General features: G+C 59.4%; 12 protein-coding genes. 11 read left to right on the top strand and 1 reads right to left on the bottom strand.

Annotated elements, in window-relative coordinates:
• The first annotated feature begins 112 nt into the window (after nucleotides 1–112).
• Genes JH25_RS14585 through hutG form a run of 3 tightly spaced genes read left to right on the top strand, consistent with a single transcriptional unit; the run spans nucleotide 113 to nucleotide 3,555 of the window.
• A complete protein-coding gene (locus tag JH25_RS14585; protein ID WP_032878336.1) occupies nucleotides 113–1,522 on the top strand; it encodes an amino acid permease in 1,410 nt (469 codons plus the stop codon).
• A 15-nt stretch (nucleotides 1,523–1,537) separates the two neighbouring features.
• Complete coding sequence (gene hutI / locus JH25_RS14590; RefSeq protein WP_032878334.1) at nucleotides 1,538–2,743, top strand: imidazolonepropionase; 1,206 nt, start codon at nucleotides 1,538–1,540, stop codon at nucleotides 2,741–2,743.
• An 11-nt stretch (nucleotides 2,744–2,754) separates the two neighbouring features.
• The gene (gene hutG / locus JH25_RS14595; RefSeq protein WP_032878333.1) at nucleotides 2,755–3,555 is read left to right on the top strand and encodes an N-formylglutamate deformylase; all 801 of its coding nucleotides are present in this window, start codon (nucleotides 2,755–2,757) and stop codon (nucleotides 3,553–3,555) included.
• Between the two features lie 140 nt (nucleotides 3,556–3,695).
• On the opposite strand, the gene JH25_RS0127135 is transcribed toward hutG, so the two are convergent.
• Entirely contained in the window at nucleotides 3,696–5,081 is a 1,386-nt protein-coding gene (locus JH25_RS0127135; protein ID WP_050549363.1) for a M10 family metallopeptidase C-terminal domain-containing protein, read from the bottom strand.
• A 290-nt stretch (nucleotides 5,082–5,371) separates the two neighbouring features.
• On the opposite strand from JH25_RS0127135, the gene pip reads away from it, so the two are divergent.
• From pip to JH25_RS14635, 8 genes are all read left to right on the top strand, one after another.
• On the top strand, nucleotides 5,372–6,343 hold the full coding sequence (gene pip / locus JH25_RS14600) for a prolyl aminopeptidase (protein WP_005783969.1): 972 nt from the start codon (nucleotides 5,372–5,374) through the stop codon (nucleotides 6,341–6,343).
• Nucleotides 6,340–6,777: a D-aminoacyl-tRNA deacylase gene (gene dtd / locus JH25_RS14605; protein ID WP_032878332.1), complete on the top strand. Its 438-nt coding sequence runs from the start codon at nucleotides 6,340–6,342 to the stop codon at nucleotides 6,775–6,777. The genes pip and dtd overlap by 4 nt, the downstream gene beginning before the upstream one ends.
• Nucleotides 6,778–7,043: 266 nt before the next feature.
• A complete protein-coding gene (locus JH25_RS14610) occupies nucleotides 7,044–8,780 on the top strand; it encodes a glucan biosynthesis protein G (RefSeq protein ID WP_032881138.1) in 1,737 nt (578 codons plus the stop codon).
• On the top strand, nucleotides 8,773–11,343 hold the full coding sequence (gene mdoH, locus JH25_RS14615) for a glucans biosynthesis glucosyltransferase MdoH (RefSeq protein WP_032878331.1): 2,571 nt from the start codon (nucleotides 8,773–8,775) through the stop codon (nucleotides 11,341–11,343). The genes JH25_RS14610 and mdoH overlap by 8 nt, the downstream gene beginning before the upstream one ends.
• 187 nt (nucleotides 11,344–11,530) lie before the next feature.
• A complete protein-coding gene (locus tag JH25_RS14620; RefSeq protein WP_032878330.1) occupies nucleotides 11,531–12,331 on the top strand; it encodes a transporter substrate-binding domain-containing protein in 801 nt (266 codons plus the stop codon).
• A 219-nt stretch (nucleotides 12,332–12,550) separates the two neighbouring features.
• Nucleotides 12,551–13,348, top strand: a complete 798-nt coding sequence (locus JH25_RS14625; protein WP_005783978.1) for a transporter substrate-binding domain-containing protein — start codon at nucleotides 12,551–12,553, stop codon at nucleotides 13,346–13,348.
• 129 nt (nucleotides 13,349–13,477) lie between these two features.
• Nucleotides 13,478–14,437 (top strand): amino acid ABC transporter permease, encoded by a 960-nt coding sequence (locus JH25_RS14630; RefSeq protein ID WP_005783980.1) that lies wholly within the window; start codon nucleotides 13,478–13,480, stop codon nucleotides 14,435–14,437.
• Nucleotides 14,430–15,164 carry an amino acid ABC transporter ATP-binding protein gene (locus tag JH25_RS14635; protein ID WP_032878328.1) on the top strand — a complete coding sequence of 245 codons (735 nt, stop codon included), beginning with the start codon at nucleotides 14,430–14,432 and terminating at the stop codon, nucleotides 15,162–15,164. Before JH25_RS14630 ends, JH25_RS14635 begins: the two co-directional genes overlap by 8 nt.
• The last annotated feature ends 2 nt before the right edge of the window (nucleotides 15,165–15,166 follow it).

Genomic DNA, 15,166 nt, shown 5'->3' with positions numbered 1-15,166 from the left:
GTGTCTGCGCCAGATGGGCTGGCTGGAAGTCCGCCATCGCAGGCAAGCCAGCTCCCACATTGATTTTCGCCAGATTCAGATTTTCTCGGGATAAGAATAATAGGGAAGAGAAATGCACCAGCCAGAAAAAGGTTTGAAACGCGGGCTCAACGCCCGACATATTCGCTTCATGGCACTCGGTTCCGCGATCGGCACCGGGCTGTTCTATGGTTCTGCCTCCGCTATCCAGATGGCCGGCCCCGCCGTACTGCTGGCTTACCTCATCGGCGGCGCCGCCGTGTTCATGGTGATGCGCGCCCTCGGTGAAATGGCCGTGCACAACCCGGTGTCCGGCTCGTTCGGCCACTACGCCAGCACTTACCTGGGGCCCATGGCGGGGTTTATCCTCGGCTGGACCTACGCCTTTGAAATGATCATCGTCTGCCTGGCCGACGTCACCGCGTTCGGCATCTACATGGGCTTCTGGTTTCCCGAGGTGGCCCGTTGGGTCTGGGTGCTGGGCATCGTGTTTTTGATCGGCGGCCTGAACCTGTGCAACGTCAAGGTCTTTGGCGAAATGGAGTTCTGGCTGTCGTTGCTCAAGGTCGGCGCCATCGTGGCGATGATCCTCGGCGGTTTCGGCATCATGCTGTTCGGCATTCACTCGGCGGGTGAAACCCAGGCTAGCGGCCTGAGCAACCTGTGGGCGCACGGCGGCTTCATGCCCAACGGCATTGGTGGCTTGATCGCCTCGTTTGCGGTGGTGATGTTTGCGTTCGGCGGTATCGAAATCATCGGCATCACTGCCGGTGAAGCCAAGGACCCGCAGCGAGTGATCCCCAAGGCGATCAACGCGGTACCGCTGCGTATCCTGTTGTTCTACGTGCTGACCCTGTTCGTGCTGATGGCGATCTACCCGTGGCCGCAAATTGGCAGCCAGGGCAGCCCGTTCGTGCAGATCTTCAGTAACCTGGGGATAGGCTCGGCGGCGACCATTCTCAATATCGTGGTGATCTCGGCGGCGGTCTCGGCCATCAACAGCGACATCTTCGGCGCCGGTCGCATGATGTACGGCCTGGCCCAGCAAGGTCAGGCGCCCAAGGGCTTTGCGCAGTTGTCCAAACAAGGCGTGCCGTGGATGACCGTGGTGGTGATGGGCGCCGCGTTGCTCGGCGGCGTGGTGCTCAACTACCTGATCCCGGAAAACGTCTTCCTGCTGATCGCTTCGATCGCCACCTTTGCCACCGTGTGGGTCTGGCTGATGATCCTGTTTACCCAGGTCGCCATGCGTCGCTCGATGACCAGGGAGCAGGTCGCCGAACTGAAATTCCCGGTGCCGTTCTGGCCCTATGCGCCGGCAGCGGCCATTGTGTTCATGCTGTTTGTGTTTGGTGTGCTCGGTTACTTCCCGGACACCCAGGCGGCCTTGATGGTCGGCGCTGTGTGGATCGTGCTGCTGATCGTCGCGTACCTGCTGTGGGTCAAGCCCGCTGCCGGGCAAGCGGCCAAGGTCCATTACGAACAGGCTTTGTCTCATCGATAACTTAGGGAGGCGTTGATGAAAACCCTTTGGCAACACTGCCACGTCGCAACCATGGCCCAAGGCAAATACTCGATTATCGAGGATGCCGCCATGGTGACAGCGGGCTCGCTGATCGAGTGGATCGGCCCGCGCAGCCAGGCACCTACGGCCGATTACGCCCAGGTGCATGACCTGCAAGGCGCGTGGGTCACCCCCGGGCTGATCGACTGCCACACCCATACCGTGTTTGGTGGCAATCGCAGCGGCGAATTCGAGCAGCGCCTCGAAGGCGTCAGCTACGCCGAGATCGCGGCCAAGGGCGGCGGGATTGCCAGTACCGTGCGTGCCACGCGTGCAGCCACGGAAGATCAATTGTTCCTGAGCGCTGAAAAACGTCTGCGCAGCCTTTTGCGTGACGGCGTGACTACCGTGGAGATCAAGTCCGGCTACGGCCTGGATCTGCCCAACGAGCGCAAGATGCTGCGCGTGGCCCGGCGCCTGGGTGAAGCGCTGCCGGTCAGCGTGCGCGCCACGTGCCTGGCCGCTCACGCGCTGCCGCCGGAGTACAAGGACCGCGCCGATGACTACATTGAGCACATCTGCAATGAGATGCTGCCGGCGCTGGCCGCAGAGGGCCTGGTGGATGCGGTGGATGCCTTCTGTGAATACCTGGCGTTTTCCCCCGAACAGGTCGAGCGCGTGTTCAAGGTTGCCCACCAGCTTGGCTTGCCGGTAAAGCTGCACGCCGAGCAACTCTCATCGCTGCACGGTTCCAGCCTGGCGGCGCGCTATCACGCGTTGTCGGCCGACCATCTTGAGTTCATGACTGAAGAAGATGCCATCGCCATGGCCGCTGCCGGCACGGTCGCCGTGTTGCTGCCGGGCGCTTTTTACTTCCTGCGCGAAACCCAGTTGCCGCCCATGGAGGCCCTGCGCAAGCACGGCGTGAAGATCGCCATCGCCAGCGACCTCAACCCCGGCACTTCCCCTGCGTTGTCGGTGCGTCTGATGCTGAACATGGCCTGCACCCTGTTCCGCATGACTCCCGAAGAAGCCTTGGCCGGTGCCACGCAACACGCCGCCACCGCGTTGGGCATGGGCGACACCCATGGCTCCCTGGAAGCGGGCAAGGTCGCTGACTTTGTCGCCTGGCAGATTGATCGCCCCGCTGACCTGGCCTACTGGCTGGGCGGCGAGCTGGATAAACGCGTTGTGCGCCACGGCGCCGACGTCACTGTGTAAGGAGTGGTGTTGTGGATAAGGTTCTGACATTCAAACAAGGCCGCGTACCGCTGCTGATCAGCATGCCCCACGCCGGCGTGCGCCTGACGCCTGCGGTCGAGGCCGGGTTGATTCCCCAAGCGCAAAGCCTGCCGGACACCGACTGGCATATTCCGCTGCTGTATGACTTTGCCGAAGAACTGGGCGCCAGCACCCTGGCGGCGGAGTACTCGCGGTTTGTCATCGACTTGAACCGGCCTTCCGACAACAAGCCGCTCTATGCCGGCGCTACCACTGGCCTGTACCCGGAGACGCTGTTCGATGGTGTGCCCTTGTTCCGCGAGGGGCTGGAGCCGAACGAGACCGAGCGCGCCAGTTACTTGCAGAAGATTTGGGGCCCGTATCACCGCACGCTGCAGGAGGAACTGGCACGGCTCAAGGCCGAATTCGGCTACGCGTTGCTGTTCGATGCGCACTCGATCCGCTCGGTGATCCCGCACCTGTTCGACGGCAAGCTGCCGGACTTCAACCTCGGCACCTTCAACGGCGCTGCCTGTGATCCCGAGTTGGCCAGCCAACTGGAAGCCATCTGCGCCGGGCATCCGCAGTACAGCCATGTGTTGAACGGGCGCTTCAAGGGCGGGCATATCACCCGTCACTACGGCAACCCCGCGCAGGATATTCATGCGGTGCAGTTGGAGTTGGGGCAATGCACGTATATGGAAGAGGTTGAGCCGTTTCAGTATCGGGCGGATTTGGCTGAGCCGACGCGGGAGGTATTGAAGCAGTTGTTGCAAGGTTGTTTGGCCTGGGGGAAAAAGCAGTACGGCTGAAATCGCCACCGCAAGCCAGTCGCGCCTGCTGATCGTTGCCGGCCTGTGGATGACCGCTGTGATCGGTGGCTCGGCCAGGAATCGACAGCAGCGCTGAGGAGGCGGGCGGTGTTGCTAAGAGTTGCACGCGCGTTTGACCGTCACTGGACAATATCGCTTTGTTTCAGGTCGCCGTGCACCTTCACCTCCAGTGGCTGACCTTGGCCATCGAAGACCCGCAGTGTGCTGATGTTCTTGTGTGGGTCGTAGGATATGGAGGCGTCGCCTTTTTGCATCTGCGCCGATTTGCCATCGACAAATCGCAATGGGGCGTCTCCGATTTTACTGCGTATGCCCGACACATCGACCTTGTCCTTGCTGCTTTCAAAATCCATGATTTCGTCGGTTCCATCCACGCTGTTCGATTCAGTCCAACTACCATAAACATAGGTGTCGGCACCTTTTCCGCCCCACAGCTTATCCGCGCCTCTGCCACCATCAATAATGTCGTCGCCATCACCACCCTTGAGTATGTTGTCGGCGTCGTTACCGATTATCAGGTCATTGCCTTTGCCACCAATCGCGTTTTCGATGATGACGCCCCGGGCAATAGAGAGGTTTCGATCGCGGCCATTGGCATTGGTGAAGGTGCCAGGCGTCAGGTTGATCTTTTGGTTTTTCTGATAGCCGGATAAATCCAGTGTGTCGTTGCCGCCGCTATCCCAAAGGGTACCTCTGAGCTCATCCTTGTCGGACTTGAGCTTGAGGAAGTTTCGGTTGGCGTTGGAGTTGAAGCCGTAGACGGTGTCCTCTTTGCGAGTATTGTGGTTCACACCGTACCGGGTCTGTATGGCGGTGATGTCATCCTGTAGGGGGGACTTCGCAACCGAGCCATGCTGGTATTTGCTCATAATGGTGTGGGAACGGGAATCTTCCACATAACCGAGTTTTTGCTGTTCATATTTTGTTCCGTAGTTGCCTCCTGGATGCTTCAAGCCAAGCGTGTGGCCGACTTCATGGATCAGAGTCGTCATACCGCTCGGGCCTGCACTTTCTTTTTCTGTGGTCCAGACATGCGCCGTTAGCCTGTCTTTCGTCGGCGGCAAGGCGTGGGGGTTGAAAGGGGTGTACTGACCTTTGTCATTCAGTCTGGTTTTGAAGTTGCCGAAGTTGATATGACCTTCGCTTTGTTCATTTCTCGGCCCTTCTACAAATTTCACGTTTGTCACATCTTCCCAGAGCTTGAGTGCCTCGCGGGTTTTGGCTTTGTTTGCTTCGGACACATCAGTCACGCCTTGGTAACTGTCATGTTGCCCTTCAGGTTTATCGGAGCCGGGGGTAAATGAATAGGTGATGGTGATGACGCCATCGCCGTTCTTATCCTTCCAGATCGGATTCGGGCTTATCAGTCGCGCAGTGGCTTCCTCTGCGGTCTTGGACTTCAGGCCGTTGATTTCGATGTGCCCGCCACGATCATCACGACGCCTGAACTGTTCAACTTGTTGATATGTGGCACTTCCTTGCGGGGGAAGTCTGCTGATCGACATGGGATTCTCTATTCAAAGTTGGCGAGCTCTGAGCTTGGCGATGTCGAATCCAGTCGCAATTAAGAGTTTTCCGCAGTAGTGAGATGTCTTGCTCGCTGATTTGTAGGAAAGGGCAGTGACGCAATTGCAGCAACTCGACGATAACGTGCTGCATTACCTGAGCAGCGAAGGGCTGACACAGGTCTAAGCGCTCAATGACATGCTCATTGCACAATTCGGGTTTATGATGCGAGACGGCAAAATAATAGACGTCCCCCCAGGGATGAACCCGACACCCTACGGAGCGCGCAATGCAGACTTGGTACCCGCAGATCAAACCCTACGCCCGGCATGATCTGGCAGTCGATGACACCCACACGCTGTATGTCGATGAAAGTGGCTCTCCCGAGGGCTTGCCCGTCGTGTTCATCCACGGGGGGCCAGGTGCCGGTTGCGACGCCCAGAGCCGCTGCTATTTCGATCCGAACCTCTACCACATCGTCACCTTCGACCAGCGTGGCTGCGGGCGCTCCACCCCCCGCGCCAACCTTGAGAACAACACCACCTGGGATCTGGTCGCCGACCTTGAGCGCATCCGCGAGCACCTGGGCATCGACAAATGGGTGCTGTTCGGCGGCTCCTGGGGTTCAACCCTGGCCCTGGCCTACGCACAAACCCATCCAGAGCGTGTGCTTGGCCTGATTGTGCGCGGCATCTTCCTGGCCCGCCCTCAGGATATTCACTGGTTCTACCAAGAGGGCGCGAGCCGTCTTTTCCCGGACTACTGGCAGGACTACCTGGCGCCAATCCCGGTGGAAGAACGCCACGACATGATTGCCGCCTACCACAAGCGCCTCACCGGCAACGACCAGATCGCCCAGATGCATGCGGCCAAAGCCTGGTCGGGTTGGGAAGGGCGCATGCTCGGCCTGTGCCCGAGCCCGCAGCATGTGGAGCGTTTTTCCGAACCGCAACGCGCGCTATCCATTGCGCGTATCGAGTGCCATTACTTCACCAACAACTCCTTCCTGGAGCCCAACCAGCTGATTCGCGATATGCACAAGATCGCCCATCTGCCGGGCATCATCATCCATGGTCGCTACGACATGATCTGCCCGCTGGATAACGCCTGGGAGCTGCATCAGGCCTGGCCCAACAGTGAGTTGCAGGTGATTCGCGAGGCTGGCCATGCCGCGTCCGAGCCGGGCATCACCGACGCGCTGGTGCGCGCCACCGGCGAGATGGCACGGCGCCTGCTTGATCTGCCGCCTGAAGAAGCATGAAGGGCCTGTTGCAGCGGGTGCGTGGCGCCCGCGTTGAAGTAGCCGGTGAGGTCGTGGGGGCGATTGACCAAGGTTTGCTGGTGCTGGTCGCCGTCGAACCTACAGATACGCCCGAGAGCGCCGACAAACTGCTGCACAAGCTGCTTAACTACCGGGTGTTCAGTGACGCCGAGGGCAAGATGAACCTCTCGCTCGAGGATATCGGCGGCGGGTTGCTGCTGGTGTCGCAGTTCACCCTGGCGGCGGACACGAAGAGCGGGCTGCGGCCAAGCTTCTCCACCGCTGCCCCTCCGGCCTTGGGAGCGGCGCTTTTTGAGCACTTGTTGTTACAAGCGCAACAATTGCATGGCAAGGTGGCGTCAGGGCGTTTTGGCGCTGATATGCAGGTGCATTTGGTCAATGATGGCCCTGTGACCTTTCTCTTACAGACATGAATGTATGAAAAACGACTTTAATGCCTAAAAACGCAGGTTTTCGCTACAAATACTTCGCTGTCCCTGATGCGTTGTCTCGCGGGCTACTAGATAATCGCGCGCTACGGGGATCAGCGTTGTTTGGTCCATTTTTGACTTAGGTAGAGCCTTGTCCGATAGCCTTTGGGGAATCATTTTGCCTTGGGGGAGTCGGAACATTGCTCGCCAACCTGGCATATAGATAGCTGGCCGTTGGTTTTTTGATCTGTTTTCGGCGAGGGTTGCTCGTGATTGTTAGTCCCTGTAATGCACCAAAATTGTCTGCCAAACGGTTACGAAACGCACTGGTAACGGGCTCTGCCCTGTTTTGCCTGTTCGGCGCGGGTCAACTGTGGGCATTCAGTCTGGATGATGTGTCGGCCAAGGCAAAAGAGCTGGCCGGGCAGAAATACGAAGCTCCGCGCAGCAATCTGCCGAACGAATTCCGCGAAATGAAATTCGCTGACTACCAGAAGATTCGTTTCCGCAACGAAAAAGCCGAGTGGGCCGATCAGAACACCCCGTTCAAGCTGTCCTTCTATCACCAGGGTATGCATTTCGATACGCCGGTGAAAATCAATGAAGTCACCGCCGACAGCGTGCATGAAATCAAGTACGACCCGACTCGCTTCGATTTCGGTGACGTGAAATTTGATCCCAAAGCCACCGAACAGCTGGGCTATGCCGGTTTCCGTGTGCTTTTCCCGATCAACAAGGCCGACAAGCAAGACGAAATCATGACCATGCTCGGCGCGAGCTATTTCCGCGTCGTCGGCAAGGACCAGGTGTATGGCCTGTCTGCCCGTGGCATGGCTATCGATACCGCGCTGCCGTCCGGTGAAGAGTTCCCACGGTTCACCGAGTTCTGGATCGAGCGACCAAAGCCGGGCGACAAGCACCTGGTGATCTTCGCCCTGCTGGACTCGCCGCGCGCTACCGGTGCCTATCGCCTGATCCTGCGCCCCGGCACTGACACCGTGGTCGATGTGAAATCCCAGATGTTCCTGCGCGACAAGGTCAGCAAGCTGGGGGTTGCCCCGTTGACCTCGATGTTCCTGTTCGGCGCCAACCAGCCTTCCAAGGTGCTTAACTACCGTCGCGAGCTCCACGATTCCAGCGGCCTGTCGATCCACGCCGGCAATGGCGAGTGGATCTGGCGCCCGTTGAACAACCCTAAACACCTGTCGGTCAGCAACTTCAGCGTCGAGAACCCGCGTGGCTTCGGCCTGCTGCAACGTGGCCGCAACTTCAGCCACTACGAAGACCTGGACGACAACTACGACAAGCGCCCAAGCGCCTGGATCGAACCTGAAGGCGATTGGGGCAAGGGCTCCGTTGACCTGGTAGAGATCCCGACAGCCGATGAAACCAACGACAACATCGTGGCGTTCTGGAGTCCGGCCGAACTGCCGGAAGTCGGCAAGCCGCTGGACATCGCCTACCGTCTGCACTGGACCCTGGACGACGCTGCATTCCATTCGCCGGACAGCGCTTGGGTCAAGCAGACCCTGCGTTCTACCGGTGACGTGAAGCAATCCAACCTGATCCGTCAGCCCGATGGCAGCGTGGCCTACCTGGTGGACTTCGAGGGCCCAGCCCTGAAGAAACTGCTGCCGGACGCCCCGGTGCGCAGCCAGGTGAGCGTGGGCGACAACGCCGAACTGGTTGAAAACAGTGTGCGCTACAACGAACACACCAAAGGCTGGCGCTTGACTCTGCGTATGAAGATCAAGGACGCAGGCAAACCAACCGAAATGCGTGCGGCACTGGTGCAGGATGTGGTGCAACCAGCGCCTGAGCCGGTTTCCAATCACGTGTTGAAGGCTGACAAAGTCCTGGCCAAGCAGCACGAGAAACAGGCCAAGAAAGACGCAAAAGACAAGCAAGACCCGCAGCCAGAAGCTGCCCCAGCCACACCGGAGCCGGCCAAGACCGAACAAGTCCTGACCGAAACCTGGAGCTATCAGTTGCCTGCCGATGAGTAATTCAAATGTCCGGCCAGAGACTCTGAGCGAGTATCTGGCGCACCTCCCGTTGACCGCTGAGCAGCGCGCCGAGCTGGCGGGCTGCAACTCGTTCAGCGAATTGCACGAACGCTTGTCGTCGTCGACTTTCGACGCACCGACTGAGGCCGCCCAGGCTTCTGTCGGCCGTCGCTTGACCCTCAACAGCGCCGAAGAGCTGCAAGATGCCGAGATGCTGGCGCTCGACGCCAGCGGTCGCGTGTGTCTTAAAGCCACGCCGCCGATCCGCCGGACCAAAGTGGTGCCCGAGCCCTGGCGCACCAACATCCTGGTGCGCGGCTGGCGCCGGATGACGGGTCGCACCAACCCGCCCAAGCCACCCAAGGATGAGCGCGTACTGCCCGCTGCCCGCTGGCGTACCGTGGGTTCGATCCGTCGCTATATCCTGTTGGTGTTGATGCTGGGCCAGACCATTGTCGCCGGCTGGTACATGAAAGGCATCATGCCGTACCAGGGCTGGTCGCTGGTCGACTTCGATGAAATTCGCAACCAGACCCTGCTGCAAACCGCCACTCAGGTAATGCCTTACGCGCTGCAAACCAGCATCCTGATCATGTTCGGGATTCTGTTCTGCTGGGTCTCGGCCGGTTTCTGGACCGCACTCATGGGCTTCCTGGAGCTGCTGACCGGTCACGATAAATACCGCATCTCCGGTAAAAGTGCCGGTAACGAGCCAATTCCGAAGGATGCGCGCACCGCACTGGTAATGCCGATCTGCAACGAAGACGTGCCGCGGGTATTCGCAGGTTTGCGTGCCACGTTCGAATCGGTAGCCGCCACCGGTGACCTGGATCGCTTCGATTTCTTTGTGCTCAGCGACAGTAACGACGCCGACATCTGCATCGCCGAACAGCAAGCCTGGCTCGACGTGTGCCGCGAAGCTGGCGGCTTTGGCAAGATCTTCTATCGCCGCCGCCGCCGTCGTGTAAAGCGCAAGAGCGGCAACCTCGACGACTTCTGCCGTCGCTGGGGTGGCGACTACAAATACATGGTCGTTCTCGACGCTGACTCCGTGATGAGCGGCGAATGCCTGACCAGCCTGGTACGCCTGATGGAAGCCACGCCGGATGCGGGGATTATCCAGACCGCGCCGCGGGCGTCGGGCATGGACACCCTGTATGCGCGTATGCAGCAGTTCGCTACCCGCGTATACGGCCCATTGTTTACCGCCGGCCTGCACTTCTGGCAGTTGGGTGAATCCCACTACTGGGGTCACAACGCCATTATCCGCATGAAGCCGTTTATCGAGCACTGCGCCCTGGCGCCGTTGCCAGGTAAGGGCGCATTCGCCGGTGCAATCCTTTCCCACGACTTCGTTGAAGCCGCGCTGATGCGCCGTGCCGGCTGGGGCGTGTGGATTGCCTACGACTTGCCGGGCAGTTACGAAGAACTGCCGCCGAACCTGCTGGACGAACTCAAGCGTGACCGTCGCTGGTGCCACGGTAACCTGATGAACTTCCGCCTGTTCCTGGTTAAAGGCATGCACCCGGTGCACCGTGCGGTGTTCCTGACCGGCGTGATGTCCTACCTGTCGGCGCCGTTGTGGTTCTTCTTCCTGGTGTTGTCCACGGCGTTGCTGGCGGTGAACACCCTGATGGAGCCGCAGTACTTCATGGCGCCGCGCCAGTTGTACCCACTATGGCCACAATGGCACCCGGACAAGGCGGTGGCGCTGTTCTCCACCACCATCGTGCTGTTGTTCCTGCCCAAGCTGCTCAGCATCATCCTGATCTGGGCCAAGGGTGCCAAGGAGTTCGGCGGCAAGTTCAAGGTGACCTTGTCGATGCTGCTGGAGATGCTGTTCTCCATGCTGCTGGCGCCGGTGCGGATGATTTTCCACACCCGTTTCGTCCTCGCCGCTTTCCTCGGTTGGGCTGCCACCTGGAACTCGCCGCAGCGTGACGACGACTCCACGCCTTGGAGTGAAGCGGTCAAGCGTCACGGCCCGCAAACTATCCTCGGCTTCCTGTGGGCGCTGTTGGTGGTGTGGTTGAACCCAAGTTTCCTGTGGTGGCTGGTGCCGATTGTCGGCTCGCTGATGCTGTCGATTCCGGTGTCGGTGATTTCCAGCCGGGTCAAGCTGGGCCTCAAGTCCCGTGACGAGAGCCTGTTCCTGATCCCCGAGGAATACAATCCGCCGCAAGCGCTGCTGTCGACCGAGAAGTACACCCACGAAAACCGTTGGCACGCCCTCAATGACGGTTTCGTGCGTTCGGTGGTCGACCCGCAGCAGAACGCCCTGGCCTGTGCCTTGGCGACCTCGCGTCACCGTGAGGCCGAGCCGATCGAGTACCTGCGCATGGAGCGCGTTCGCCATGCGTTGAAAGTCGGGCCTGCCGGCCTCAACAACAGCGAACGCCTGGCCCTGCTCAGCGACCCGGTAGCCCTGGCTCGCCTGCATGAGCAGGTCTGGAGCGAAGGTCATGCCGAGTGGCTCGGTGCCTGGCGTGCTTCGATCAAGGCAGATCCGCACGCGCCATTGCTGCCTCTGCAACCGCAGTCGCCGCAGGCCCAACCGGCCTGATACAGACGCCCCCGAGGGCTCGCCTCGGGGGCGCTGCAGACGCTGGTCCTACAGCGTTTACAGTCTCTTCCTTTTATCCCTAACTCCTTGTTATTTCGAAACAAAAGACCTTTGGTCGAGGCGTATTGTCGTGCCTGTCGCTGGGTTAGCATCGCCCCCCAAAATTTGACTCGCCACGGGGGCATTCATGATCAAAAGGTATTGTTCGGTATTGCTGGTTAGCGTTTTCCTATGGGCTTACGCGGGTCTGCTGAGTGCGGGCGCCCTGGACGATGCTGTTCGTCGCGGCGTGTTGAAGGTGGGGACCACGCCCAATTACGTGCCCTTCGAGATGCTCGATAAGCAGGGGCGCATCGTCGGTTTTGAAATTGACTTGCTCCGCGCCATGAGCCGTGCACTGGGCGTGGAACTTGAGCTGATTGCGGTGCCGTATACGGATTTGGTACCGGGGTTGATGGCGAAGAAATTCGACCTGATTGGCAGTGGCATGACCGTCACCCAAGAGCGCAACCTGAAGCTCAACTTCAGCGACTCTTTCATTGTGGTGGGTCAGACCGTGCTGCTGCACCCCCGCTTGGCCGGCATCGTTTCCAGCATCGAAGAGCTGGACGACGCCAGCTACCGGGTGGTGACTATCCAGGGCACGACCGGAGAGGCAGCAGCCCAGCGTTTTCTGGGGGCTGCTCAACTGAGCACGGTGACGACCCCGGAAGACGGTGTGCGGCAGGTCGTGGAAGGCAAGTTCGATGCGTTTATCCATGATGCGCCCTACAACCTGATCGCGATGAGCCGGCCGCAGAACAGCGCCTTGTTGACACTGGAACAACCCTTCACCTTTGAGCCCCTGGCGTTTGGTTTGAAAAAGGGTGATTACGACAGCCTCAACTGGATCAATCACTTTCTCAACCAGATCGCTCAGGATGGCTCCTACGATCACCTGCATGACAAGTGGTTCAGGGACACGGCCTGGATGGCAGAGATTGAGTGATGGTCATAACTACTTACACATCAATCAATTGTCGAGGGGCTGCGTAGACGCGTCTACCCCTGCGCTTGACTGCGCCGCCGTAGGACTTTTACGACATACGCCGATAACATTTACCGCTGAAACCTTTGTGACGGACAACGAGTGGGTTAGGATCGCATCCCGAAATGGCGCAGCCCTTTTGTGCGCCGACCTTATAAGAATCGTTCAGGGGTCTTGAAGATGAAAAAGTATCTTTCGATGCTGATGCTCGGCGTCACCGCGATGGTCGCTGCCACTGCGGCCCAGGCCGGTGCCATCGACGATGCGGTCAAGCGCGGCACGTTGAAAGTCGGCATGGACCCGACCTACATGCCGTTCGAAATGACTGACAAGCGCGGTGAAATCATCGGCTTCGAAGTCGACATCCTCAAGGCCATGGCCAAGTCCATGGGGGTCAAGCTGGAGCTGGTGTCCACCGGTTATGACGGCATCATCCCGGCCTTCCTGACCGGCAAGTTCGACATGATCGGCAGCGGCATGACCCTGACCCAGGAGCGCAACCTGCGCCTGAACTTCAGCGAACCCTTCATCGTGGTCGGCCAGACCCTGCTGATCCGCAAGGACCTGGAAGGCACCATCAAGTCCTACAAAGACCTGAACGATGAGAAATACCGTCTGACCTCCAAGCTCGGCACCACCGGTGAGATGGTCGCCAAAAAGCTGATTTCCAAGGCCAAGTACCACGGCTACGACAACGAGCAGGAAGGCGTGCTGGATGTGGTCAACGGCAAGGCTGACGCCTTCGTCTATGACGCACCGTATAACGTAGTAGCCGAGAAGAAAGTCGGCAACGGCAAGCTGGTGTTCCTGGAAGAACCCTTCACCTTTGAACCCCTGGCGTTCGGTTTGAAGAAAGGCGATTACGACAGCATCAACTTCATCAATAACTTCCTGCACCAGATCCGTAACGACGGCACCTACGATCGTATCCATGACAAGTGGTTCAAGAGCTCCGAGTGGCTCAAGGACATGGAATAAGGCCTGACACCGAGTTGCCTGCATCGCAGGCAAGCCAGCTCCCACATTTGACTGTATTTACACATCAAATGTGGGAGGGGGCTTGCCCTCGATGGCGGCCTATCAGGCAACACATATCCGGAAAGTGAAATGAAACAGAAAAAAGCCCAATGGCCCTGGCACCTGCTGACGGTGGTCGTGCTGGTCGGCCTGGCTGGCGCCTTGTACTACGCCACCTCGTTGATGTCCTACGAGTGGCGCTGGAACCGCGTGCCGCAATACTTCGCCTATCAAGCCGAAACCTCCCAGCGCGCCGCGGATATTTCCACCGTGGTCGAGTTGGTGCGCAAAGGCGATGTGGCCGAAGTCACCCTGCGCAACGACGCGGGGGCCGAGCAAAAGCTCACGGTTGCCGACAACAGCCTGCAAGTGGCGCGCGGTGATGATGTGGCTGAGGGCGATGTGGTCGGCGTGACCCGCCAGTGGGCGTTGGGGCCGCTGATGTGGGGCTTGTGGACCACGCTGTGGCTGTCGGTGGTGTCCGGCATCCTGGGCTTGGCGATAGGTTTGGCGACCGGTTTGTGCCGGCTCTCCAAAAACCCGACCCTGCGGGATTTGTCGACGATCTACGTCGAACTGGTGCGCGGTACGCCGCTTCTGGTGCAGATTTTCATTTTCTATTTCTTCATCGGCACGGTGCTCAACCTCTCCCGGGAGTTTGCCGGGATCGCCGCGCTGTCGTTGTTCACCGGCGCCTACGTGGCCGAAATCGTCCGCGCCGGCGTGCAGTCCATCACTCGTGGCCAGGATGAAGCGGCGCGTTCCTTGGGCTTGAGCGCCAGCCAGTCGATGCGCCATGTGGTGTTACCGCAAGCCTTCAAGCGCGTGCTGCCACCCCTGGCCGGGCAATTTATCAGCCTGGTCAAGGACACGTCCCTGGTGTCGGTGATCGCGATTACCGAATTGCTCAAGAGTGGCCGCGAAGTGATCACCACCTCGTTTTCGCCATTCGAGATCCTGTTCTGTGTGGCAGGCCTGTACCTGCTGATCAACCTGCCGCTGTCGAAAATGGCCAGCCGGCTTGAGCGGAGGCTCGCCCAAAGTGATTGAAGTGCGCGATCTGGTAAAAGTCTTCGACACCCGTGGGCATGTGGTACGCGCGGTTGATCACGTCACCACCCAGGTGGCCAAGGGCGAAGTGCTGGTGGTCATTGGTCCGTCCGGTTCCGGCAAGTCCACCTTCCTGCGCTGCCTCAATGGGTTGGAGGAGTTCGACTCGGGCTCGGTGAGCATTGATGGCCTGCAATTGGCCGATCCTAAAACCGATGTGAACGCCTATCGCCGTGAAGTCGGCATGGTGTTTCAGCATTTCAACCTGTTCCCCCACATGACCGTGCTGGAAAACCTGTGCCTGGCGCAAAAGGTCGTGCGCAAGCGCGGCAAGCAAGAGCGCGAGGCCAAGGCCCTGGCTCTGTTGGAAAAGGTGGGTATCGCGCAGAAGGCCCATGAGTTTCCATCGCGCCTGTCTGGCGGCCAACAGCAGCGGGTCGCGATTGCCCGAGCGCTGGCCATGGAGCCCAAGGTGATGCTGTTTGACGAGCCCACCTCGGCGCTCGACCCGGAAATGGTTGGCGAAGTCCTCGACGTCATGAAGACCCTGGCCCTGGAAGGCATGACCATGGTCTGTGTGACCCACGAGATGGGCTTTGCCCGCGAAGTGGCGGACCGGGTGCTGTTCTTCGACCATGGCAAACTGCTCGAAGATGCCGCGCCCGCAGCCTTCTTTGCAGCCCCCCAGGACCCGCGGGCTCAAGCCTTCCTGCGCCAGGTGTTGTAACT

The organism is Pseudomonas sp. BRG-100 (assembly GCF_000737955.1).
GTDB lineage: Bacteria > Pseudomonadota > Gammaproteobacteria > Pseudomonadales > Pseudomonadaceae > Aquipseudomonas > Aquipseudomonas synxantha_A.
This window is presented reverse-complemented; position numbering and strand designations above follow the sequence as displayed.